Annotated in this window: 18 protein-coding genes, 1 tRNA gene and 1 pseudogene; 12 read left to right on the top strand and 8 right to left on the bottom strand. The window is 69.7% G+C overall.

The annotated features are described in order from the left end of the window. Positions 1 to 24 precede the first annotated feature (24 nt). A complete protein-coding gene (locus tag EJ105_RS19785) occupies positions 25 to 330 on the bottom strand; it encodes a hypothetical protein (protein WP_024277534.1) in 306 nt (101 codons plus the stop codon). A 193-nt stretch (positions 331 to 523) separates the two neighbouring features. Between EJ105_RS19785 and EJ105_RS19780 the strand changes: the two genes are divergently transcribed. Together EJ105_RS19780 and EJ105_RS19775 are read left to right on the top strand one after the other, a co-directional pair. Then, entirely contained in the window at positions 524 to 1,639 is a 1,116-nt protein-coding gene (locus tag EJ105_RS19780; RefSeq protein ID WP_250167705.1) for an NAD(P)-dependent alcohol dehydrogenase, read from the top strand. A gap of 178 nt (positions 1,640 to 1,817) precedes the next feature. After that, positions 1,818 to 3,404 (top strand): bifunctional aminoglycoside phosphotransferase/ATP-binding protein, encoded by a 1,587-nt coding sequence (locus EJ105_RS19775; RefSeq protein ID WP_250167694.1) that lies wholly within the window; start codon positions 1,818 to 1,820, stop codon positions 3,402 to 3,404. Here the strand turns inward: EJ105_RS19775 and EJ105_RS19770 are convergent. The 4 genes from EJ105_RS19770 to EJ105_RS19755 all read right to left on the bottom strand — a co-directional run bounded on the left by EJ105_RS19770 (position 3,401) and on the right by EJ105_RS19755 (position 6,827). Then, on the bottom strand, positions 3,401 to 3,808 hold the full coding sequence (locus EJ105_RS19770; protein ID WP_250167693.1) for a hypothetical protein: 408 nt from the start codon (positions 3,806 to 3,808) through the stop codon (positions 3,401 to 3,403). The two genes, EJ105_RS19775 and EJ105_RS19770, sit on opposite strands and share 4 nt — an antisense overlap. Before the next feature lie 93 nt (positions 3,809 to 3,901). After that, positions 3,902 to 4,960, bottom strand: coding sequence for a selenide, water dikinase SelD (gene selD, locus EJ105_RS19765; protein WP_250167692.1), 1,059 nt, complete (start codon positions 4,958 to 4,960; stop codon positions 3,902 to 3,904). A 131-nt stretch (positions 4,961 to 5,091) separates the two neighbouring features. After that, positions 5,092 to 6,231, bottom strand: coding sequence for a transglutaminase-like domain-containing protein (locus EJ105_RS19760; RefSeq protein ID WP_250167691.1), 1,140 nt, complete (start codon positions 6,229 to 6,231; stop codon positions 5,092 to 5,094). After that, positions 6,228 to 6,827: a TlpA family protein disulfide reductase gene (locus EJ105_RS19755; RefSeq protein WP_250167690.1), complete on the bottom strand. Its 600-nt coding sequence runs from the start codon at positions 6,825 to 6,827 to the stop codon at positions 6,228 to 6,230. Before EJ105_RS19755 ends, EJ105_RS19760 begins: the two co-directional genes overlap by 4 nt. Positions 6,828 to 7,273: 446 nt before the next feature. Here EJ105_RS19755 and fdnG point away from each other — a divergent pair, with 446 nt between their 5' ends. From fdnG to EJ105_RS19705, 10 genes and pseudogenes are all read left to right on the top strand, one after another. Beyond that, positions 7,274 to 10,360 (top strand): formate dehydrogenase-N subunit alpha, encoded by a 3,087-nt coding sequence (gene fdnG / locus EJ105_RS19750; RefSeq protein ID WP_250167689.1) that lies wholly within the window; start codon positions 7,274 to 7,276, stop codon positions 10,358 to 10,360. Between the two features lie 17 nt (positions 10,361 to 10,377). Then, the gene (gene fdxH / locus EJ105_RS19745; RefSeq protein ID WP_029557144.1) at positions 10,378 to 11,334 is read left to right on the top strand and encodes a formate dehydrogenase subunit beta; all 957 of its coding nucleotides are present in this window, start codon (positions 10,378 to 10,380) and stop codon (positions 11,332 to 11,334) included. After that, on the top strand, positions 11,331 to 12,029 hold the full coding sequence (locus EJ105_RS19740) for a formate dehydrogenase subunit gamma (RefSeq protein WP_229645369.1): 699 nt from the start codon (positions 11,331 to 11,333) through the stop codon (positions 12,027 to 12,029). The genes fdxH and EJ105_RS19740 overlap by 4 nt, the downstream gene beginning before the upstream one ends. 90 nt (positions 12,030 to 12,119) lie before the next feature. After that, positions 12,120 to 13,052 (top strand): formate dehydrogenase accessory protein FdhE, encoded by a 933-nt coding sequence (gene fdhE / locus EJ105_RS19735; RefSeq protein ID WP_229645368.1) that lies wholly within the window; start codon positions 12,120 to 12,122, stop codon positions 13,050 to 13,052. Positions 13,053 to 13,062: 10 nt separating this feature from the next. Continuing rightward, the gene (selA, locus tag EJ105_RS19730) at positions 13,063 to 14,493 is read left to right on the top strand and encodes an L-seryl-tRNA(Sec) selenium transferase (protein WP_250167688.1); all 1,431 of its coding nucleotides are present in this window, start codon (positions 13,063 to 13,065) and stop codon (positions 14,491 to 14,493) included. 595 nt (positions 14,494 to 15,088) lie between these two features. Beyond that, a complete protein-coding gene (locus EJ105_RS19725; RefSeq protein ID WP_169123859.1) occupies positions 15,089 to 15,817 on the top strand; it encodes a tetratricopeptide repeat protein in 729 nt (242 codons plus the stop codon). Beyond that, a pseudogene (selB, locus tag EJ105_RS19720) lies at positions 15,818 to 17,641 on the top strand (selenocysteine-specific translation elongation factor); the annotation flags it as partial. A 135-nt stretch (positions 17,642 to 17,776) separates the two neighbouring features. Next, positions 17,777 to 17,872, top strand: a tRNA-Sec gene (locus EJ105_RS19715). An 83-nt stretch (positions 17,873 to 17,955) separates the two neighbouring features. Continuing rightward, positions 17,956 to 18,471 carry a hypothetical protein gene (locus EJ105_RS19710; RefSeq protein ID WP_250167687.1) on the top strand — a complete coding sequence of 172 codons (516 nt, stop codon included), beginning with the start codon at positions 17,956 to 17,958 and terminating at the stop codon, positions 18,469 to 18,471. 6 nt (positions 18,472 to 18,477) lie between these two features. Beyond that, positions 18,478 to 18,849: a hypothetical protein gene (locus tag EJ105_RS19705; protein WP_029557137.1), complete on the top strand. Its 372-nt coding sequence runs from the start codon at positions 18,478 to 18,480 to the stop codon at positions 18,847 to 18,849. A 210-nt stretch (positions 18,850 to 19,059) separates the two neighbouring features. Here EJ105_RS19705 and EJ105_RS19700 read toward each other — a convergent pair whose 3' ends face one another. The 3 genes from EJ105_RS19700 to EJ105_RS27855 all read right to left on the bottom strand — a co-directional run bounded on the left by EJ105_RS19700 (position 19,060) and on the right by EJ105_RS27855 (position 20,736). Beyond that, entirely contained in the window at positions 19,060 to 19,773 is a 714-nt protein-coding gene (locus EJ105_RS19700; protein WP_250167686.1) for a M15 family metallopeptidase, read from the bottom strand. Positions 19,774 to 19,840: 67 nt separating this feature from the next. Then, a complete protein-coding gene (locus EJ105_RS19695) occupies positions 19,841 to 20,164 on the bottom strand; it encodes a hypothetical protein (protein WP_250167685.1) in 324 nt (107 codons plus the stop codon). A 53-nt stretch (positions 20,165 to 20,217) separates the two neighbouring features. Beyond that, entirely contained in the window at positions 20,218 to 20,736 is a 519-nt protein-coding gene (locus tag EJ105_RS27855) for a peptidoglycan-binding domain-containing protein (protein WP_284145543.1), read from the bottom strand. Between the last annotated feature and the right edge of the window lie 197 nt (positions 20,737 to 20,933).

Below are 20,933 nucleotides of genomic sequence, written 5' to 3'. Positions count from 1 at the left end.
CGCGCGGGCTTGGGCCGCGCGGGCTCATCCCTCCGGCACGGCGCCGGCCATGATGGCGCCGGCGAAGCCGTTGATGCGGCCGAAGGCGGCGCGGGAGAGGTCTCCCGCCCGCAGCACCGCCTCGTGGCATTCGCCGGGGTCCTGGTTGATATGCGCCACCAGCGCCGCCGCCAGCTCGCTCTGGCCGATGGCGAGCGTGCGCAGGCCGAGCAGCAGATTGTCGAGATCGGCCCGCGTGAGCGAGATGCGCAGCGGCGCGTCCTCCGGCAGCCCTGTCCAGCGCGCAATGGCCTGAGGCGCGATCTGCGCCGCCTCGCTGTCTTCGGTCATGAAAATCCCCGGCTGAAATGATCGGCCGGCCCGAAAAGGGCCGCTTCTTCCAGTCTACACTGCGCGGCTCCGGTCCCGAAGCCGCGCCCGCGTTGACGGGCATCAATGCCCCGCCGCCACCGGACCAATATCAACGTACCGCAAGGCAGCCGTGCTCGCGGCCCGACGGAAAGGCAGGAACGCCATGACGGATATGCTCTCCCCCGCCGCCTATGTGGAACGCCAGCGCCCCGGCCGCTCGAAGATGAAGGCGGCCATCTTCGTCGAGAAGAACCGCATCGTGCTGGATGAAAAGCCCATCCCGGATGTCGGCCCGCTCGACGCGCTCATCCGCATCACCACCACCACCATCTGCGGCACCGACGTGCACATCCTGAAGGGTGAGTATCCGGTGCAGAAGGGCCTCACCATCGGCCACGAGCCGGTGGGCATCATCGAGAAGCTCGGTTCGGCGGTGGAGGGCTTCGAGGAAGGCCAGCGCGTCATCGCCGGTGCCATCACCCCCTCGGGCTATTCCAACGCCTGCCTGTGCGGCCAGTGCTCGCAGGACGGCCCGCGCACCAAGCACGGCTTCAAGGCCATGGGCGGCTGGCGCTTCGGCAACACCATCGACGGCGCGCAGGCGGAATATCTCGTCGTGCCCGACGCCATGACCAATCTGTCCGCGGTGCCGGAGGCGCTGTCCGACGAACAGGTCCTCATGTGCCCGGACATCATGTCCACCGGCTTTGCCGGTGCCGAGAGCGGCAAGGTGAAGATCGGCGACACGGTGGCCGTGTTCGCGCAAGGCCCCATCGGCCTGTGCGCGACGGCGGGCGCCAAGCTCATGGGCGCGACGCGCATCATCGCGGTGGATCGCGTCGCCGCGCGGCTGGAGATGTCCCGCGCCATGGGCGCCGACCTCGTGGTGGACTTCTCCAAGGTCGATCCGGTGGAGGAAATCCTGCGCCTCACCGACGGGCGCGGCGTGGACGTGGCCATCGAGGCGCTCGGCCGGCAGGAGACGTTCGAGGCGGCACTCCGGGTGCTTCGCCCCGGCGGCACGCTTTCCTCCCTCGGCGTCTATTCGGGCGACCTGAAGATCCCGCTCGATGCCTTCGCGGCGGGCCTCGGCGACAATGCCATCATCACCTCGCTCTGCCCGGGCGGGAAGGAGCGCATGCGCCGGCTGATGGACGTGGTCGCCTCCGGCCGCGTGGACGCCCGCGCCCTCGTCACCCACCGCTTCAAGCTGGACGAGATCGAGGCCGCCTACGACCTCTTCGCCAACCAGCGCGACGGCGTCCTCAAGGTGGCCATCACGCCGTAGGGGAGCAGGCGGGCTTTACCCTTCTCCCCTCGCGGGAGAAGGTGGCGCGCGGCAAAGCCGCGTGACGGATGAGGGGGGCTGTGGACGCGGCCGCCAAGCCCCCCCGCCCTTCAGCCCTCACCCCTCACCCCCGGCCCCTCTCCCGCAAGGGGAGAGGGGAGTGCAGTGCGAGGCCCCCATGACAGCACCTGCGCAACCGCCCCAAAAGAGCGCCGGCGACCATGTGGTCGCCGATCAGGGCGCCGTTTTCGCCCTCCTCGCCGATCCCGCGACCCATGGGCTTGCGGAGAAGGTCGTCCGCATCGACACCCACGGCGCCGCCGTCTTCCTCGCCGGGCCGTTCGCCTACAAGGTGAAGCGCGCGGTCTATTTCCCCTTCATGGATTTCTCCACGCTGGAGAAGCGCCGCGCCGCCTGCGCCGCCGAGGTGGAGATATCGGGCGCGGGCGCCCCCGGCCTCTATCTCGGCGTGGTGCCCATCGTGCGCACGCCCCATGGCCTCGCGCTCGGCGGCGACGGCGAGGCGGTGGAGTATGCGGTGAAGATGCGCCGCTTCGACACCGATCTCACCCTCGATCGCATCGCCGAACGCGGCGACCTCACGCCCGATCTGGTCAAGGCCGTCGCGGCCATGGTGGTAAACGCCCACGCCGCCGCGCCCGAGCGCGGGGGCTTCGACAGCGCCGGCGCGCTCTCCACCTATCTCGAAGACACCATCGCCGAATTTGCCGCCCGGCCGGACCTGTTCCCGGCGGAGGATGTGGCGCGGCTCGCCGAAGTCTCGCGCGCGGCGCTGGCGCGCGTGCGGCCGCTGCTGGCGGACCGTGCCGGAGCGGGCTTCGTGCGCCGCTGCCATGGCGACATGCACCTGCGCAACATCGTGCTCCTCGATGGCAAACCGGTGCTGTTCGACGCCATCGAGTTCAACGACGCCATCGCCACCTGCGATGTCCTCTACGACCTCGCCTTCCTGCTCATGGACCTGTGGCAGAGGGGCCTGCGCGACGCCGCCAACGCGATCTTCAACCGCTATCTCTGGGCCAGCGACGACGCGCAGCTCGACGGGCTCGCGGCGCTGCCGCTCTTCCTCAGCCTGCGCGCCGGAATCCGGGCGAAGGTGGAGGCGGCGGGGCTGGCGCATCTGGAGGGGGAACAGCGGGCTCAGGCGCAGGCGCGGGTCGCCCATTTCTTCCGGCAGACCATTGCCCTCCTCGGCACCCCGCAGCCCGGACCGGTCCCGTTCGGTGATGGGGCGGTGGCGACGGCTGCCCCCTCCCGGCCCACGCTCTGGGCGGTGGGCGGACTGTCCGGCAGCGGCAAGAGCACATGGGCGGCCAAGATGGCCCCCGGGCTCGGCACGCGGGCGCCCGGCGCGGTCGTGCTGCGCTCGGATATCGAGCGCAAGCGCCTCTTCAAGGTAGCGGAAACGGAAAAGCTGCCCCCGGAAGCCTATGCGGCCGAGGTAAGCCCGCGCGTCTATGAGCGGCTGCGGACACTGGCGCGCCGCGTCCTCGCCAGCGACTACACGGTGATCGTGGATGCCGTGCATGCCCGCCCCGAGGAGCGCGACGCCATCGAAAGCGTCGCTCGGGAGGCCGGCGTGCCGTTCTCCGGACTCTGGCTCGACGTGCCGGCGGAGGAACTCGTCCGGCGGGTGGAGGCACGCACGGGCGATGCGTCAGACGCGGACGCAGCCGTGGTGCGCCACCAGCTCGGCTACGACCTTGGCGTCATCCGCTGGACGCGCAGCACGCGCGCCCCCTAGCACTTGCCCTGCGTCTCCGGCTTCGGATTGACGCCCGAGACCGTGTCCGGCTGGCGGGTGGGCGAGGCCGGCGTACCCGCTTGGGGCGTGAGGCCAGTGTGGGAGCCGCCGGTGCCGCCGGTCCAGCCCGTGGACCCCTCGCTGCCCGGCTTGGTGCCGGAATCGGCACCGCGCGCGGGGGGCGTCGCGGCGGTGTGGGGCGGCTCCTCGCAGGCGCCGGTCTGGGCCGGCGGCGTCGCACTCTGGGCCGAGGCCGGCGCAGGCACGCCGGACGCGAGAAGAAACATGATGCCGCCGGCGATGGCGGTTGCGTAGATGCGGGCCACGTTGGGCGAAGGCAGCACCACGGGAGACGGGCGCCGGGGCGCCGTCGAATAGATGTTCAAGGCGTCGGTGAAGGGCATGTCCGTTCTCCTTTCGCCGGGAGAACGACCTGCCACGCCGCATGGTTCCTTGATTCCTGCGCCGGCGTCCCGCCAGCGCCCCCGCTTGTCGCCTCAGCCGGCGATGCGCACCCGCCCCGGCCCGGCCTCCACGCGGCCGATGCGTACCACCGCCGGATAGCCCGCCGCGCGGATGTCGGCCAGCAGACGGTCGGCCTCCTCGGGCGCACAGGCGACGAGCAGGCCGCCGGAGGTCTGGGGGTCGGTGAAGAGGTGGCGCTGCCAGTCGGGTGTGCCTCCGGGCAGATCCACCTCGGCGCCGTAGCTCGCCCAGTTGCGGTGCGAGGCGCCGGTGACGAAGCCCTGCTGCACCAGCGTTTCCGCGTCCGACAGCCAGGGCAGCGCGGCGCGCTCGATGACCAGCGTCGCGCCCGAGCCGCGCGCCATCTCCAGCCCGTGGCCGAGAATGCCGAAGCCGGTCACGTCGGTCATGGCGCTCACCGCCGCCTCCTTGCCGAGCGCGGCGCCCACGCGGTTCAGCTTGGTCACGGAGGCGATCATCTCGTCATAGGCGGCGGCGGAGAGCGCCTCCTTCTTGAAGGCGGCGGAATAGACACCGACGCCCAGCGCCTTGGTGAGGATCAGCGCATCCCCCGCCCGCGCTGTGGAATTGCGCCGCAGCCGCGCCTTGGGCGCCCGGCCGATGACGGCGAGGCCGTAGACCGGCTCCGGGCAATCGATGGAATGGCCGCCCGCCACCGGAATGCCCGCCTCGGCGCAAATGGCCTGCCCGCCCGCGAGGATGGCGCGCACGGTCGCGGTGTCGATCTTGCCCAAAGGCATGCCGAGGATGGCGAGGGCCATCAGCGGCTCGCCGCCCATGGCGTAGACATCCGAAATGGCGTTGGTCGCGGCGATGCGGCCGAAATGGTCGGGGTCGTCCACCATGGGCATAAAGAAGTCCGTGGTGGCGATGATGGCGGTCTCGCCGTCGAGATCGTAGGCGGCCGCGTCGTCCCCCGTCTCGGTGCCCACCAGCAGCCGCTCGAACGGCCCGCCGCTCGCCTGCCCCGCCAGCAGCTCCTGCAGCACCGAGGGCGCGAGCTTGCAACCGCAGCCGCCGCCATGGGCGAGGCTGGTGAGGCGGACGGGCGGGTTGGGCACATCGAGCATGGCGCGGGTTCCATGAAGGGAGCAGCCGCGCGGCCGATCACGCCGCGCAGGGACATGTTTGGAAAGAATGTCCTCGCCGGGCGACGCTGAGCGCCACCACGGCGAGGATCACGCCCTGACCGGCGTCTGGATCACACCGCGATTTCAGCGGCGCGAATGGTATATTTGAAATTGTCCGGATCGAGGCAGTCGAGCAGGCTGCCGGCGCTGACCGCCTGCGGATACATCAGGAAGCCGAGGTGCGGCCCGTCGAAGCCGGGCAGCGCCACATCGTGCGCCGTGTTGTAGGCGAACCAGTTGCCCTCCCACGAACCAAACAGCGCCTTGCGCGCAGCGACCACCTTGGGGTCGTCGAGCGCAAGCTTGCCCGGGGGCTCCTCCAGCACCACCTTGCGCACGTCGGCGGGGTCCATGGGGGTCCAGCCGAAGTCGGAGAGGAACACCTCGGCCCGGCAGTGCTGCGCCTTGGTGACGATCTCGGAATTGGCGCCGAGGCTCTTGTAGCCGAAGCGCGAGGGCACCACGCGCAGGCCGTAGACATCGCGCGCCGCAATGCCCTGCGCCCGCACGAGGCCGACGAACAAGGCGTTGAGGTCGGCGCACTTGCCGCCGAGATCGCCGCTCTTCAGCAGCGCCGCGATATCGCCGATGCCGCAGCCGCGGGTGGCGGCGTTGCGATAGGTGTTCTCGACGATCCACTCGAAGATGGCGTGGACCTTCTCCAGCTCGGACGCCTTGCCGGCGACGATCTTGTCGGAGGTCGCCTTGACGATGCCGTCGGTGGGGATGAGGTCCGTGGCGGCGGTGTTGCGGCGGCGCTCCTCGGCGGTGAGCGGGGCGGGCTTGCCGGGCTTGGTCAGGTCCACGGCGAAATCGCGGCTGGTGGCGCGGCTGACCAGCTCCACCTTCGGCGCCGGCTCGCCCTCGGCCCAGGCGAGGTGCAGCATGTCGGCACCGGAGCGGGCGTCGCGCACCATCTTCGCGGTCTTGGCGTTGGTGGTCCAGGTGTTCTCGCCAGGCTTGAACCAGTCCGGATTGCTGAAGGAGGCCACCGGCAGCCAGGCCTGCACGGTGCCGGCCGGCTTCAGGATCTCGACCGTGGTGGTGATCTGGAAGCTGCGCCAGTTGCCCACCGTGGGGGCGAACACGCGCGCCGCGGGGGTGGTCTGCGCGGCGGCCTGCGCGAAGGCGGCGCGGTGCAGCAGCGCGGCGGCACCGGCGGAGACGCCTGCGAGGGCGCCGGCTTTCAGAAAGTCGCGACGGGTGGTCATCGGGTCTGTTCTCCCTGGGCTTCTTTTGGTTGGTTTTTTTGCGGGGGCGGCGCCGCGACGCGGATCGCGGCGCGGGTTTCAGGATCGGCCCAATCCACCTCACCCTCGCGGGCGAGAACGAGACGGCCCGAGATCACCACGAAGCTCGCCGGCAGCAGGCTGACGCCCCACCCCCGCGCCGCCGCGCGGTTCTGGTCGAGGAGGACGGGACCGGGCGCGGCGCCGGCCGTCCCCTCGGCGAAGAAGCGGCGGATGCGGTCGGCGGGCTCGGCCACATCCACCAGCAGCACCCGGACGCCGCTCAAGCGGACGAAATCGGCGAGGGCCGGAAGCTCGGTGCGGCAGGGCGCGCACCAGGTGGCGAAGAAGTGGACGATGGTCGGAGGATCGCCCGCGGCAAGAGCCACCGGCGCGCCGTCGAGGGCGCCGAGCGAGAGCGCGGGGGCAGGCGGGTGGCCTTCGACCGCCGAGAGGAGGCCCGGCGTAGCGCGCTCCGCCTCCGCGAGGGCGGGCGCGGCGAGGACCGGTCCAGCCGCGAGCACGAGGGCGAGCGCCACCGCGCCCGAGACGTCGCGCACAGGCAGAGACCCGACCATCCCTAGACGCGCGGATACGCTCCCGCGGCCCCGCGAGCGACGCTGCGGTCCGGGATATGTTGTATCCGGCTGGATAGAGTGTGCGCCCCGACCCGCGGGAGCCAAACCGACCTTCACGCGGGCACTCTGCGTCAGGGTTGCAAGCGCGGTCAACGCTCCTTTCCGTGATGTCGGCCATGCTTCGGCAGCGCACAATCAGGCCGCGCCGCAAAACCGCCTTCCGTTGCGTCATTAGAGGCAACTGGCAACCGCCGGCGTGCCGCATCGCAACATGCGACAAGAAGGCGATTTTCGTTCAAACACGCGGAGTTGCGCCGACCCAAATTGACATCATTCCAGTTCCAAAATACCGTCCGCTCACGCTGGGTGATCCAGCTCCCGGAGCGGCCCCGTGGCCGTCCGAAACCGTCCCCGGTCGGGGCACGAAAGGTCGGAGGCTTCCTTCGATGAACATGGAGCTCTCGCGGCGCCAGTTTTTGAAAACGGCGGGCGCGGGCGTGGCGGGAACGACGTTGGGCGCGTTGGGATTCGGTCCCATCGAGGAGGCCCTGGCCTCCACCATCAAGCCGTTCCGCCTCGTCAACACCACCGAGGTGCGCAACACCTGCACCTACTGCTCGGTGGCCTGCGGCATCCTCATCTTCTCCAAGGGCAATCTTGCCAAGGGCGAGAAGGCGGACATCACCCATATCGAGGGTGACACCGACCACCCCACCAATCGCGGCACGCTCTGCCCGAAGGGCGCGGCCCTGCTCGACATCGTGAAGTCCGAGCAGCGCCTCAAGCAGCCCATGATCCGGCGCGCGGGCTCCGACAAGTTCGAGAAGATTTCCTGGGGCGAGGCGCTCGACAAGATCGCCAAGGCCATGAAGGCGGACCGCGACGCCAACTTCATCGCCAAGAACCAGGACGGCGTGACGGTGAACCGCTGGCTCACCACCGGCTTCCTCGCCGCCTCCGCCACCACCAATGAAACCGCGTTCGCCACCTACAAGGTGGTGCGCTCAACCGGAATTCTGACTTTCGACAATCAGGCGCGCGTCTGACACGGCCCCACGGTGTCCAGTTTGGGCCCAACTTTTGGCCGTGGCGCGATGACCAATTCGTGGACCGATATCAAGAACACGGATCTGGTCGTCATCATGGGCGGCAATGCCGCCGAAGCGCACCCGTGCGGATTTAAGTGGGTCACGGAGGCGAAGGCCACCCGTGGCGCCAAGCTCGTTGTCGTGGACCCGCGCTTCACGCGCTCGGCCGCGGTAGCGGACTATTACGCCCCGATCCGGCAAGGCACCGACATCGCCTTCCTGCTGGGCGTCATCAACTACCTGATCCAGAACGACAAGATTCAGTGGGACTATGTGAAGGCGTTCACCAACGTCGGCTACATCGTCAAGGAAGGTTTCGGGTACCAGGACGGCCTGTTCACGGGCTATGACGAGATGAAGCGGGACTACAACCGCTCCACCTGGGACTACGAGATCGGCCCCGACGGCTATGCGGTCGTGGACGCGACCCTCCAGCATCCCCGCTGCGTCTTCAACCTTCTGAAGCAGCACGTCTCCGTCTACACGCCGGAGATGGTCGAGCGCATCACGGGCACGCCCAAGGACAAGTTCCTGAAGGTGGCGTCGATGATGGCGGAGTGTTCGTCGCCCACCAAGACGATGACCTCCATGTACGCGCTCGGCTGGACCCAGCATTCCAAGGGCTCGCAGAACATCCGCTGCATGGCGATGATCCAGCTGCTCCTGGGCAATATCGGCGTGCGCGGCGGCGGCATGAACGCCCTGCGCGGGCATTCCAACATCCAGGGCCTCACCGACATCGGCCTGATGTCCAACCTGATCCCGGGCTATCTCACGATCCCGACGGAGAAGGAGCCGGACTTCAACGCCTACATGTCGACGCGCGGTTTCAAGCCGTTGCGTCCCAACCAGATGAGCTACTGGCAGAACTACAAGAAGTTCTTCGTGTCGTTCCAGAAGGCCATGTGGGGTGCGTCGGCGACGGCGGACAACAACTGGGCCTACGACTACCTGCCGAAGCTCGACGTGCCGTCTTACGACATCCTGCGCGCGTTCGAGCTGATGAAGCAGGGGAAGATGAACATCTACTTCTGCCAGGGCTTCAACCCGCTGCAGGCCTTCCCCAACAAGGCCAAGCTCGCGGAGGCGCTCGGCAAGCTCAAGCTCCTCGTGATCATGGATCCGCTGGAGACCGAGACCGCGCGCTTCTGGGAGAACCACGGCGTCTACAACCAGGCCGATCCGTCGAAGATCCAGACGGAAGTCATCCAGCTGCCCACCACCTGCTTCGCCGAGGACAACGGCTCGCTGGTGAATTCCGGCCGCTGGCTGCAATGGCACTGGGCCGCCGGCACCCCTCCGGGCGAGGCGAAGACGGACATCTACATCATGGCGCAGCTCCATCTGCGCCTGAAGGAGATGTACAAGAAGGACGGCGGCGCGTTCCCCGATCCGATCGTCAACCTGACGTGGAACTACAAGGACCCGCACGAGCCCTCGCCCGACGAGCTCGCGAAAGAGCTCAACGGCTACGTGGTCTCGGACGTGCTCGACCCCAACGACCCCACCAAGAAGGTCCTTGAGGCGGGCAAGCAGGTGCCGACATTCGGCGTGCTGCGCGACGACGGCTCCACCGCGGCGGGCTGCTGGATCTATTCCGGCTGCTACACCGAGGCGGGCAACATGATGGCGCGCCGGGACAATTCCGATCCCGACGACACCGGCGCGTATCTGAAGTGGTCGTTCGCCTGGCCGGCGAACCGCCGCATCATCTACAACCGCGCGTCGTGCAACATCGACGGCAAGCCGTGGGACGACACCCGCAAGCTGATCTGGTGGGACGGGGCCAAGTGGACGGGCTACGACGTGCCCGACATCGCCCCCACCGCCAAGCCGCAGGATGTCGGCCCCTTCATCATGAACCCGGAAGGCGTCTCGCGCCTGTTCACGCGGGGCATGATGCGGGACGGACCGTTCCCGGTGCATTACGAACCGTTCGAGAGCCCGGTCGCCAACCTGATCGCCCCCAAGGTGCGGGGCAACCCGGTGGCGCGCGTGTTCAAGGACGACTTCGCCCAGTTCGCGGACGTGGCGTCGAAGGAGTTCCCCTATGCGGCGACCTCCTACCGGCTCACCGAGCACTTCCATTACTGGACGAAGAACAACCACGTGAATTCTGTGCTCCAGCCCGAGTTCTTCGTGGAGATCTCCGAGCAACTGGCGAAGGAGAAGTCGATCCAGAACGCCGGCTGGGTCCGCGTGTGGTCGAAGCGGGGCTCCGTCTTCGCCAAGGCCTACGTGACCAAGCGCATCCGTCCGCTGATGGTGGATGGCAAGCCCGTGCACATCGTCGGCATCCCCATCCACTGGGGCTTCGTCGGTGCCGCCAAGAAGGGCTTCCCGGCCAACGTGCTGACCCCCTTCGTGGGTGACGCGAACATCGAGACGCCGGAGTTCAAGGCGTTCCTAGTCAACATCGAGCCCTCCACCGGGCCGGTGGCGTAAGGAAAAGGAGAACCAGCATGTTTCCTCCGATTCCGAACCCCACCACCGCCCCCGTGGCGCCCAAGCTGAGCGATGCGGACCTCGTCCGCCGCTCGGCCTCCGGTTCCCCCTCGCAGGTCGAGTTCAAGGAGCCGGTGGCCAAGCTCATCGACGTGTCGAAGTGCATCGGCTGCAAGGCCTGCCAGGCGGCGTGCCTCGAATGGAACGAGCTCCATGAGGAGATCGGCACCTTCAACGGCACCTATACCAACCCGCCGGACCTCACGCCGGCGTCGCTCACGCTCATGCGCTTCACCGAATGGGTGAACCCCGAGACCGACAATCTCGAATGGCTCATCCGCAAGGACGGCTGCATGCATTGCGCCGATCCGGGCTGCCTGAAGGCCTGCCCGGCGCCCGGCGCCATCGTGCAGTATTCCAACGGCATCGTGGACTTCGACCACGCCAAGTGCATCGGCTGCGGCTATTGCGTGAAGGGCTGCCCCTTCAACATCCCGCGCATCTCGCAGGTCGATCACAAGGCCTACAAGTGCACGTTGTGCTCGGACCGCGTGGCGGTCGGCCAGGGTCCCGCCTGCCAGAAGGCATGCCCCACCCAGGCCATCGTCTTCGGCACCAAGACGCAGATGAAGCAGTGGGCCGAGGGCCGCATCAAGGATCTGAAGTCCCGCGGCTACAAGAATGCGGGCCTGTATGATCCGCCCGGCGTGGGCGGCACGCACGTCATGTACGTGCTGCAGCACGCCGACAAGCCCTCGATCTATGCGGGCCTGCCGGACAATCCGCGCATCAGCCCCATCGTCGAGGCGTGGAAGGGCGTGACCAAATATGTGGGCCTCGGCGTCATGGGCTTCGCCGCCCTCGCCGGCGCGCTGCACTACCTCGTCAACGGCGCCAACAAGGTGTCGCCGGAAGACGAGGCGAACGCCGAGAAGCTGGCGGCTGAAAAGCTGTCGTCCGGAGGTCGCTCATGAGCGCACCCTACGATCTGGAAACGGGCGACGCGGTTCATCCGGGTCGCCCCGTGCAGGTGGACCGCTACACGGTGGGCGCCCGCATCAACCACTGGGTGACGGCCATCAGCCTGATCCTGCTGGCGATTTCGGGCCTCGCCTTGTTCCATCCCAGCCTCTATTTCCTCACCGGCCTGTTCGGCGGCGGGCAGATGACGCGCACCATCCATCCCTGGATCGGCGTCGTGCTCTTCTTCTCCTTCGCCGGCATGTTCCTGCGCTTCTGGAAGGCCAACCTGTGGAAGAGCGAGGACGGCACCTGGATGCGCCGCATCCGCGACGTCATCGCCGGCCATGAGGAGAAGCTGCCGGAACTCGGCAAGTACAATGCCGGGCAGAAGATGGTGTTCTGGGGCATGAGCCTACTCATCATGGTGCTCATCACCTCGGGCGTGGTGATCTGGCAGGCCTATTTCGCCTCCTACACCACCATCGAGCAGCAGCGCATCGCGCTTCTGGTGCATGCGCTGGCGGCGGTGGCGATCATCTGCGTGTGGATCGTCCACGTATACGCTGCCATCTGGGTCAAGGGCACCATCAGCGCCATGACCCGGGGGCAGGTAACGGGCGGCTGGGCGTGGCGGCACCACAGGAAGTGGTTCCGCGAGCTGGTCAGCTCCCGCAAGTCGGGGACCCGCGGGACTCCCGCGGAGTAGGCCTTTTCCCTATAATGGCCTCCCGGCCGCCGCGTGCGACCGGGAGGTTCATGTCCGGTGCACGTGACCCGTGAGGTTCGTGAGGTCATCATGTCGCGTACCTTCGGCCCCAGTTCGGCGCCCCCGATTCCCGATCCCTCCGTGCTGGAGGGCGTGACGGCGCCGACCTTCGCCTATCTGCCGGACCCCTCGACCCTGTTCGCGCGGCGCGCGGCGCGGTTCCGGCATCTGGCGCAGAACAATCCCCTCGCCCCCTATCTCACCTTCCTCGCCGGGCTCAGCGAAGCGCAGCACGCCGCCATCGCCGCGACGCCCGCGCCCGAGCCGGTGGAGGCGGCGCAGGTCGAGCGCGCCCGCGCCAACGAGATGCCGCCCCTCGACCGCAGCCATTTCACCACCGACGCCGCCTTCGACACCCTGTTCGAGCGGGCGCTGGCGGAAGCGACCAAGATCGAGCAGCCCGAGGCCGCCCGCACTGCGCTGGAGCGGGTGCGCATGGCCTCCGACGTGGCGCGCGGCGAGATGATCCGCAACGTGCTCGCCTCCTCCATCCCCGAGGAGGCGCTGGCCGAGCACCTCTATGTGGCGGCGGCGCTGGAAGCCCATTTCGCCCGCCTCGCGTCCCAGCTCGATGCCGCTAGGCTCGTTCCGGTGGGCGACGGCGTGTGCCCCACCTGCGGCGGGCCGCCGGTGGGCAGCCTCATCGTCAACTGGCCCACCTCCCACGGCGCCCGCTATTGCGCCTGCGCCCTGTGCGGCACGCTCTGGAACTATGTGCGGGTGCGCTGCACCGCGTGCGGCTCCACTGCCGGCATCGGCTATCAGGAAATGGAGGGCGGCAACGGCGCGGTGAAGGCCGAGACCTGCGACACCTGCCACGCTTATTCCAAGGTGTTCTACCTCACCCAGGATGACGGCCTCGATCCGGTGGCCGACGACGTGGCGAGCCTCGCCCTCGACATCAAGCAGAAGGATGGCCCGTATCGGCGCGCCGCCTTCAACCCCTTCCTCCTCGGCTATTGAGGGCGGCGAGATGGCGAACGCACCGGCGGCCCTCTCCCCCGCCCCGCCCTTGCGCCTGCTTCCCTCCGTGGATCAGGTGCTGAAGGCGGAGGCCGCCCGCGCCGCCGTGGAGCGCCATGGCCGGCAGGCGGCGACGCAGGCGGTGCGCGACGCCCTCGACGAGCGCCGCGCCGCGCTCAAGGCCGGTGCCGGCGCCCCCGCGACGCCCGAGGAGATCGCCGCCGCCGCCCTCACCCGCCTCGATGTCGCCGCCGCCCCCAGCCTGAAGCCGGTGTTCAACCTCACCGGCACCGTGCTGCACACCAATCTCGGCCGCGCCATCTTCGCGGAAGAAGCCATCGAGGCCGCCACCCGCGCCATGCGCAATGCCGTGTCGCTGGAATACGACCTCGACGGCGGCCGCCGCGGCGAGCGCGACGACCATGTGCGCGGCCTCATCTGCGAACTCACCGGCGCCGAGGACGTGACGCTGGTGAACAACAACGCCGCCGCCGTGCTCATCGTGCTCAACACCCTCTCGCCGGGAAAGCCGGCGCTGGTCTCGCGCGGCGAGCTGATCGAGATCGGCGGCGCCTTCCGCATGCCCGAGATCATGCGCCGGGCCGGCGCGGAACTCGCTGAAGTGGGCACCACCAACCGCACCCATCCGCGCGACTATCGCGACGCCATCGCGCCCGAGACCGGGGTGATCCTGAAGGTCCACACATCCAATTACCGCATCGAGGGCTTCACCGCCGAGGTGCCGCCCCGCGACCTCGCCGAGATCGCCCGTGCCGGCGGCGTGCCCCTCGTCAACGACCTCGGCTCCGGCACGCTGGCCGACCTCTCCCGCTACGGCCTCGTGCATGAGCCCACCGTGCGGGAGGCGCTGGCGGAGGGCGCGGATATCGTGACCTTCTCCGGCGACAAGCTGCTCGGCGGGCCGCAGGCCGGCTTCATCGTGGGGCGGCGCGATCTCATCGCCCGCATCAACAAGAATCCCATGAAGCGGGCGCTGCGCGTGGACAAGGTGCGCCTCGCCGCCATCGAGGCGACCCTGCGGCTCTACCGCGACCCCGATCGCCTCGCCGCGCGCCTTCCCACACTTCGTTACCTCACCCGGTCGCGCGAGGATCTCGCCGCCCAAGCTGCCCGACTGGCGCCGCATCTCCAGCGCATCCTTGGTGCTCGTTTCACCGTAGAGAGCGTGCCGTGCCGCAGCCAGATCGGCTCCGGGGCGCTGCCGCTGGAGACGCTGGAGGGCGTGGGCCTCGCCATCCGCGCCCGCGACGGCAGCGGCGGCGCCATCGGCCGGTTGGCCGATGCCATGCGCCGGTTGCCGGTTCCGGTGATCGGACGGATTGACGATCAGGCGCTGGTGCTGGATGTGAGGTGCCTAGATGACGAAGCGGCGCTTGTCGCGTCCGTGACCGCTTTGGAGGGGGCACATGAGCTGGCTTGACCGACTGAAGGGCAAGGGCGGGGGACCGGACGAGCCGGAAGCGCCGACCGATGCGCCGCAGGATCGCGCGCCGCCCCGGCCGCCCCATGTGCATCCGCCCATGCCCCGCCTGCAGCGCGCCAGCGAGCGCCGCCCGGTGAGCGAGGCCGAGGTGGACCTCGACGCGCTGCTCGGCGACATCGCCAGCGGCCTTGCCCCCACGCGCCCCGCGGCCGAGGAACATCCCGTCGCCCCCGCGCCGCGCCGACCCCGCCTCGGCGAGCGCATGCGCGAGGACAACCCCTTTGCCCCCGTCTCCGAGCCGGAGCCGGTCGCCCACGAGCCGCCCGCGCGCGAGCCGGAAGCCCCGGCGGTGGAGCTGAATTTCGAGGAGATCGTGTTCGCCCGCGCGCCCAGCACGTCGGACGCACCCGCCGTCGAGGCCCCCGCGCCCGAACCTGCGCCGCATGTCGCGGCACCCGAGGTCGCGGCGCCCGATTTCGTCGAGACCTACGTCGCCGAGGCGAGCTATGCCGCGGTCTCCTACACCGAGCCCGCCTTCACCGAGGAGGCGCCGGAAGAGCCGGTGGCCGACACCCGCTCCCCCGAGGAGCTCATGGCCGAGGCGCTGACGGCGGCCACCGCCGGCCAGTACGAGACCGCGCTCAACATCTGGGAGCCGCTGGCCCGCGCCGGCAATGCCCGCGCCCAGAACAATATCGGCGCCTGCTTCGTGGACGGCCTCGGCGTCGATCAGGATCTCGACCTCGCCCGCCGCTGGCTGGAGCTGGCCGCCGAGGGCGGCGATCCGGTGGGCCGGCGCAACCTCGCGACGCTCTATTTCAAGGGCCAGGGCGTGGCGCAGGACTATGCCCGCGCCGCCGAGCTCTACCGCGCCGCAGCCGAGGACGGCGACGCCCCCGCGCAGGACATGCTGAGCTGGATGCTGCTGGAGGGCGAGGTGATGCCGCCCGACACCACCGAGGCCCGCCGCTGGGCGCTGGCCGCGGCCGAGCAGGGCGTCGGCTCCTCCATGACGCGCCTCGGCATGATCGCCCACAATGCGCTCGGCACGGATCGCGATCCGGTGGAGGCCGCGCGCTGGTGGCGCAAGGGCGCCGAGGCGGGCGACGCGGACGGGCAGGCCATGCTCGGCGCCGCCTATCATCTCGGTGCCGGCGTGCCCCACGACAAGATCGCCGCCTTCGCCTGGCTGCTGCGCGCCCGGGCCGGCCACAGCGCCCTCGCCGACCGCTTCTTCGACGCGGTCAGCGCCACGCTGAGCCCGGAAGAAGCCGCCGCCGCCCAGCGCCGCGCTGCCATTCCGCTGGGAGAGCTACCCTAGGTGATCATCGGGACGGCCGGACATATCGACCATGGCAAGACCACGCTGGTGCGTGCGCTCACCGGTGTCGATACCGACCGCCTGAAGGAAGAGAAGGCCCGCGGCATCTCCATCGACCTCGGCTTCGCCTATCTCCCGGTGGGCGAAGACGTGCTGGGGTTCGTGGATGTGCCCGGGCATGAGAAGTTCGTGCACACCATGCTCTCCGGCGCGGGGGGCATCGATTTCGCGCTGCTGGTGGTGGCCGCCGACGATGGCGTGATGCCGCAGACCCGCGAGCATCTCGCCATTCTGGACCTGCTGGGCATCGACAAGGGCGTGGTCGCCCTCACCAAAGCTGACCTTGCCGATGCCGACCGCCTCGCGGCGGTGAAAGCGGAGATCGCCGCCCTCCTCGCCCCCACCGGCTTGGCCGGCGCGCCCATCCTGCCCGTGGCGGCGGCGCGGGGCGACGGGGTGGATGCGCTGCGCGAGATGCTGGTGGACGCCGCGCGGAGCCTCGGCCGGCGGGCGGGCGGCGGGCGCTTCCGCCTCGCCGTGGACCGCAGCTTCACCCTGTCCGGCGCCGGAACGGTGGTGACGGGCACGGTGCTGTCCGGCGCGGTGAAGGCGGGCGACCGGGTGACGGTGAGCCCCTCCGGCCTCTCCGCCCGCGTGCGCTCCATCCGCGCGCAGGATCGGGTCTCCGAGACCGGCGTCGCCGGCGACCGCTGCGGCATCAACCTCGCCGGCGAGGCCATCTCCAAGGACGCCATTTCCCGCGGCGACGTGGTGCTGGACCCTGCCCTGCACGCCCCGGCCGACCATATCGACGCCGAGCTGAAGGTACTGGCCAGCGAGCCCCGGCCCATCGCCCAGTGGCTGCCGGTGCGCCTGCACCATGCCGCGCGGGAGGTGGGGGCGCGCCTCGTGCTGCTCGGCGATGCCATCCCCCCCGGCGGCACCGGCAAGGTGCAATTGGTGCTGGAGGCGCCCATCGCGGCGGCGGCGGGCGACCGCTTCGTCATCCGCGACACCTCCGCCCAGCGCACCATTGGCGGCGGCCGCTTCCTTGATCTGCGCGGCCCGCGCCGCAAGCGCCGCACGCCCGAGCGCATCGCCCAGCTCGATGCGCTGGCGCACCGCGATCCGGCCGAGGCTTTGGCCGCGCTCCTCGCCGTGCCGCCGCATTTCGTCGATCTCGACGCTTTCGGCCGCGACCGGGCGCTCTCGACTGAGGAAATGGAAGCGCTGGCGCAGCGGCTCGATCTCGCCCGCCTCGCCGCAGGCCCCACCACGCTGGCGCTGACGCAGGCGACGCTTTCCACCTTCTCCACCAGCGTGATGGCCGCGCTCGACGCCTTCCATGCGGAGAACCCGGACCTGCCCGGCCTCGGCCGCGAGCGGCTGCGCATGATGCTGGAGACACGTCTGCCGGCCGCCGCCTTCCTCGCCGCGCTCGCCGCCTTGCCCGCCGGCACCATCCGGCAGGAGGGCGCCTGGGTGCGCCGGGCCGACTTCTCGGTGAAGCTCGCCGCCGCCGACGAGGCGCTGTGGGCGCGCATCAGGCCGCTGCTCACGGGCGAGGAGCGCTTCCGCCCGCCCCGCGTGCGCGACATGGCCGGCCTCCTCGCCGTGCCCGAGCCGGAGGTGCGCCGCCTGATGAAGCTGCTCGGACGCATGGGCCGGGTGGACGAGGTGGCCCACGACCACTTCTTCCTGCGCCCGGTGGTGTCGGAGATGGTGGAGATCATCACCCGCCTCTCCGGCGAACGCATGAAGGACGAGTTCACCGCCGCCGCCTTCCGCGACGAGGTCGCCAACGGGCGCAAGGTGGCGATCCAGATCCTCGAATTCTTCGACCGCCACGGCCTCACCTTGCGTCGCGGCGATCTGAGGCGCATCAATCCCTTCCGGCTGGACCTGTTCGCCGGAGCGGCGGACGATGCGCCGGAGACGACCGCGGCGGCGCCGTCGCGGGGAAGAGAAGCGTCCCTGGTGGGGCGTCCGGACTTCAAATCCGGGAGGGGCCGCGAGCCGGTCCTTGGTGGGTTCGACTCCCACTCTCTTCCGCCAAATCCTCTCGCGCCAAATTCCACTGCGCCAAATCCGAAGCCCCCCGCGCCCGAGGCGCGCCCCCGCAGCTACGGGAAGGGACGATGAGCCCCGAGACCGACCTCCCCGCCCCGGCCCCCGAAGCCGCGCCCGATCCTGCCGCTGCGGCCCGCATCGGCGCCCGCGCCGTCGTGCTGGCGCGCCTCGACGCCGCGAAGGTCGCGGCCGATGTGGCGGAGACGGCCTATCGCGCCGAGGCCGCCCGCCGCGCCGAGGAACTGGCGCGGGAGCGCGCCCATGCCTGGCGCCGGGCGGACCTGATGCGGTCGCTGGCCGCCGCCCTCGACGGCATCGGCGATGCCGAGATGGCGGTTGCCGCCGGACAGGCCCTGCTGCGCGCCCGCCTCGGCTGGTCCGACGACAGCGAGGCCCGCGCCGAGGTGCTCGCGCGCTTTGCCCCGGTCGCCGTGGCGCTGTTCGAGATGGAGAGCGAGGCGGCGCCCGAGGCCGCCCTTGCGGCCCTCGCGGCCTTCGAGGACTGGTATGCCACGACGAGGCAGAGCGCCTTCTGGTACCTGTTCGAGCACTATCTTCCCGACACGCCCCTCGTGGACTTCTGAACGCCGATGGCCACCGATTTCGACGACTGGCTCGCCGCCACCTTCGCCGACCACGGCGGCTTCACCGCGCTGGTGGTGCTGGTGCGCATCGCCGAGCCGGAGGTGAAGCCGCTCGCCTCCACCTTCCTCAACATCATCGGCGACGAGGTGGACTGGGCCGGCATGATCGCCCTGTTCGCCGGCTCCCGGCAGGCGTGGGACGGCGCCGCCTTCTTCGCGCAGGTGGAGGACACGGGTCCCCTGGAAAACGCCGAGGCGCGCGGCCGCCTGCGCGCGCTGGAACAGCGCATCCGCGAGAACCGGCTGGTGCTGAACGAAGGCGATTTCTTCGACACCCTCGGCCGCCGACTGAAGGTGGAGGAGATCGCGTCGCACTGAGGGGGGTGGACGCCGCGGCGGTCATGGCCCGCCCTTTGGCGCTCACCCTGCCGGCCCTCGACGGGTCACGAACCGCCGTCATGGCCGGGCTTGTCCCGGCCATCCACGTGGACCGGCCGGGTATCCGTCGTCGGCCATCATCCCGTCGGCCTGACGTGGATGCCCGGCACAAGGCCGGGCATGACGACCGTTTGACTCGCTCCCCCGCCCCTACTCGATGGGGAAATCGAAATAGGTGTCCGGAAAGGGCTCGTCCTTCAGGGTGAAGTGCCACCATTCCTTGTCGAACGGCTTGAAGCCGTTCTGCGCCATGAGGCCCGCGAGCAGCCGGCGGTTGGCGCGCTGGGCGGCGGTGGCGGTGGGGGAATCGGGCCAGGAGCGTGGGCTGAACAAATCGAAAGGCGTGCCCATGTCGAGGTCGCGCCGCGTCGAGAGATCGAACAGGGTCAGGTCCAGCGTCGAGCCGCGCGAATGGCCGGAGCGGGCGGCGATGTAGCCCTCCGCGAACAGGTCCTTCTTGGCGACATCGGGATAATAGGTGGGCTTGGTCTTCTCGTCCGCGAGGTCGCTGGCCCAGCGGGCGAAATGGGCGACGGCGCGGGCCGGACGGTAGCAATCGAAGATGCGCAGACCGAGGCCCTTCTTCCTCGCCTCCGCCGCCACCTTCGCCAGCGCCTCGGCGGCCGGGCGGGTGAGGAAGCAGCGGGCGGCGCCATAGCCGTCCACCCGCGTGCCGACGAAATTGTCGGTGGAGAAATAGCGCACGTCGAACACCGCGTCCGGCACCACGCCCGCCACGTCCACGAACAGGTCCGGCCGATCGGTCCGCGCATCCGCGGCGAGTGGCAGGCCGGCAATGGTGAGGGTGAGTGTGAGGGCTTGGGCGGCGGGCTTCACCAGTCGATCCATCAGGGCTCTGAGCATGTCGCGTTCGCGTCGGGTGGTGAGGCCCAAGCATAAGCCCCGCCGCGGACACCCGCCAGAGCGGGCCTCACGCCATGCGCGCCGGCGGCTCCGGCAGATCGACGGGATCGCTCAGCGGCGGCGGCTCCGGGTCGGGATCGCGGCGCGGTTCGCGGGAGGGATCGCCCTCGGGAAGCGGGGGCAGGTCCGGGCCGGGCTCGGGAAAATCCGGCGGGTCCTCCACCGGGTCCGGCGGCAGGATGGGCGGCTCCGGCGGACGGCCGGGCTCGGTCGGGGGGAACGGGCCGCCCGCGAGGGCGGCCAAGCCTGAAGAGGAGGACCGGCCGCCCATGGGGGCGGCCGTATGGGATTCAACGCCGGAGCGCATCTGGTGGAGAGGGGCAAGGTTCATCCCGGGCCAACGCCCGGGACCTGCCCCTGTTCCCCGCGCGTCTTCTCCGCAGATCAGGAGAAGAAGGAGGTGATGGTCTGCCAGATGCTCTTCTTCGGTGCGGCGGTGGCGCCGGCCTCGGCGGGCTTGGCATCGATGGAAATGGTGCCCGGCGCGGTCTGGGACTTGGCCACCGCCTCCGGCGAGAACACGCCGGCGAAGGCCGGGAGCTTGGCGAGGGTGTCGGGGCCGGCCATGCCGTCCGCGTCCAGCCCGTTCTTTTCCTGGAACTCCTTCACCGCCTTGGCGGTGGCGGGGCCGAAGGCGCCGTCGGCGGGAATGCCCAGCGCCGTCTGCAGCTTCTTCACCGCCTCGCCGTTGGTGCCCACGGTGAGCAGCACCAGCTCCGGCAGGCCGAGCGCCGTGAAGGTGTCCGGGCCGGCGATGCCGTCCGCCGAAAGGCCGTGCTGGGTCTGGTAGGCCTTGAGGGCCGCCTCGGTGCCGGGGCCGAACTGGCCGTCCGCAGTCACCCCGAGCTTGGCCTGAAGGATCTTCACCGGCTCGCCCGCGAGCCCACGCTTGAGAAGTGCCATGACACACCCCGGTCCAGTTGCCCCGGCCTTGAGGCCGGCAACCGACATTGGGGGAAAAGAGCCGCTGCGGCACCCTCAAAAATGAACCGCCCAAAAGAAAAATGCCGGGTCCTGGAGGGGACCCGGCAAGTATCGCTGCAGAGCAGCGAACCTTCCAGAGGGGAACAGCTGATGCACCGCACAAGGTGCAATCAGCG

This window comes from Xanthobacter aminoxidans, assembly GCF_023571765.1.
Classification (GTDB): Bacteria; Pseudomonadota; Alphaproteobacteria; order Rhizobiales; family Xanthobacteraceae; genus Xanthobacter; species Xanthobacter aminoxidans.
The sequence above is the reverse complement of the archived record's forward strand: the minus strand, read 5'-3'. Positions and strand labels throughout refer to the sequence as shown.

Excerpts from the sequence above, each read along its gene's own strand:
- EJ105_RS19785 (WP_024277534.1), bottom strand. The coding sequence starts at position 330 with ATGACCGAAGACAGCGAGGCGGCGCAGATCGCGCCTCAGGCCATTGCG.
- EJ105_RS19780 (WP_250167705.1), top strand. The coding sequence starts at position 524 with ATGCTCTCCCCCGCCGCCTATGTGGAACGCCAGCGCCCCGGCCGCTCG.
- EJ105_RS19775 (WP_250167694.1), top strand. The coding sequence starts at position 1,818 with ATGACAGCACCTGCGCAACCGCCCCAAAAGAGCGCCGGCGACCATGTG.
- EJ105_RS19770 (WP_250167693.1), bottom strand. The coding sequence starts at position 3,808 with ATGCCCTTCACCGACGCCTTGAACATCTATTCGACGGCGCCCCGGCGC.
- selD (WP_250167692.1), bottom strand. The coding sequence starts at position 4,960 with ATGCTCGATGTGCCCAACCCGCCCGTCCGCCTCACCAGCCTCGCCCAT.
- EJ105_RS19760 (WP_250167691.1), bottom strand. The coding sequence starts at position 6,231 with ATGACCACCCGTCGCGACTTTCTGAAAGCCGGCGCCCTCGCAGGCGTC.
- EJ105_RS19755 (WP_250167690.1), bottom strand. The coding sequence starts at position 6,827 with ATGGTCGGGTCTCTGCCTGTGCGCGACGTCTCGGGCGCGGTGGCGCTC.
- fdxH (WP_029557144.1), top strand. The coding sequence starts at position 10,378 with ATGTTTCCTCCGATTCCGAACCCCACCACCGCCCCCGTGGCGCCCAAG.
- EJ105_RS19740 (WP_229645369.1), top strand. The coding sequence starts at position 11,331 with ATGAGCGCACCCTACGATCTGGAAACGGGCGACGCGGTTCATCCGGGT.
- fdhE (WP_229645368.1), top strand. The coding sequence starts at position 12,120 with ATGTCGCGTACCTTCGGCCCCAGTTCGGCGCCCCCGATTCCCGATCCC.
- selA (WP_250167688.1), top strand. The coding sequence starts at position 13,063 with ATGGCGAACGCACCGGCGGCCCTCTCCCCCGCCCCGCCCTTGCGCCTG.
- EJ105_RS19725 (WP_169123859.1), top strand. The coding sequence starts at position 15,089 with ATGGCCGAGGCGCTGACGGCGGCCACCGCCGGCCAGTACGAGACCGCG.
- EJ105_RS19710 (WP_250167687.1), top strand. The coding sequence starts at position 17,956 with ATGAGCCCCGAGACCGACCTCCCCGCCCCGGCCCCCGAAGCCGCGCCC.
- EJ105_RS19705 (WP_029557137.1), top strand. The coding sequence starts at position 18,478 with ATGGCCACCGATTTCGACGACTGGCTCGCCGCCACCTTCGCCGACCAC.
- EJ105_RS19700 (WP_250167686.1), bottom strand. The coding sequence starts at position 19,773 with ATGCTCAGAGCCCTGATGGATCGACTGGTGAAGCCCGCCGCCCAAGCC.
- EJ105_RS19695 (WP_250167685.1), bottom strand. The coding sequence starts at position 20,164 with ATGAACCTTGCCCCTCTCCACCAGATGCGCTCCGGCGTTGAATCCCAT.
- EJ105_RS27855 (WP_284145543.1), bottom strand. The coding sequence starts at position 20,736 with ATGGCACTTCTCAAGCGTGGGCTCGCGGGCGAGCCGGTGAAGATCCTT.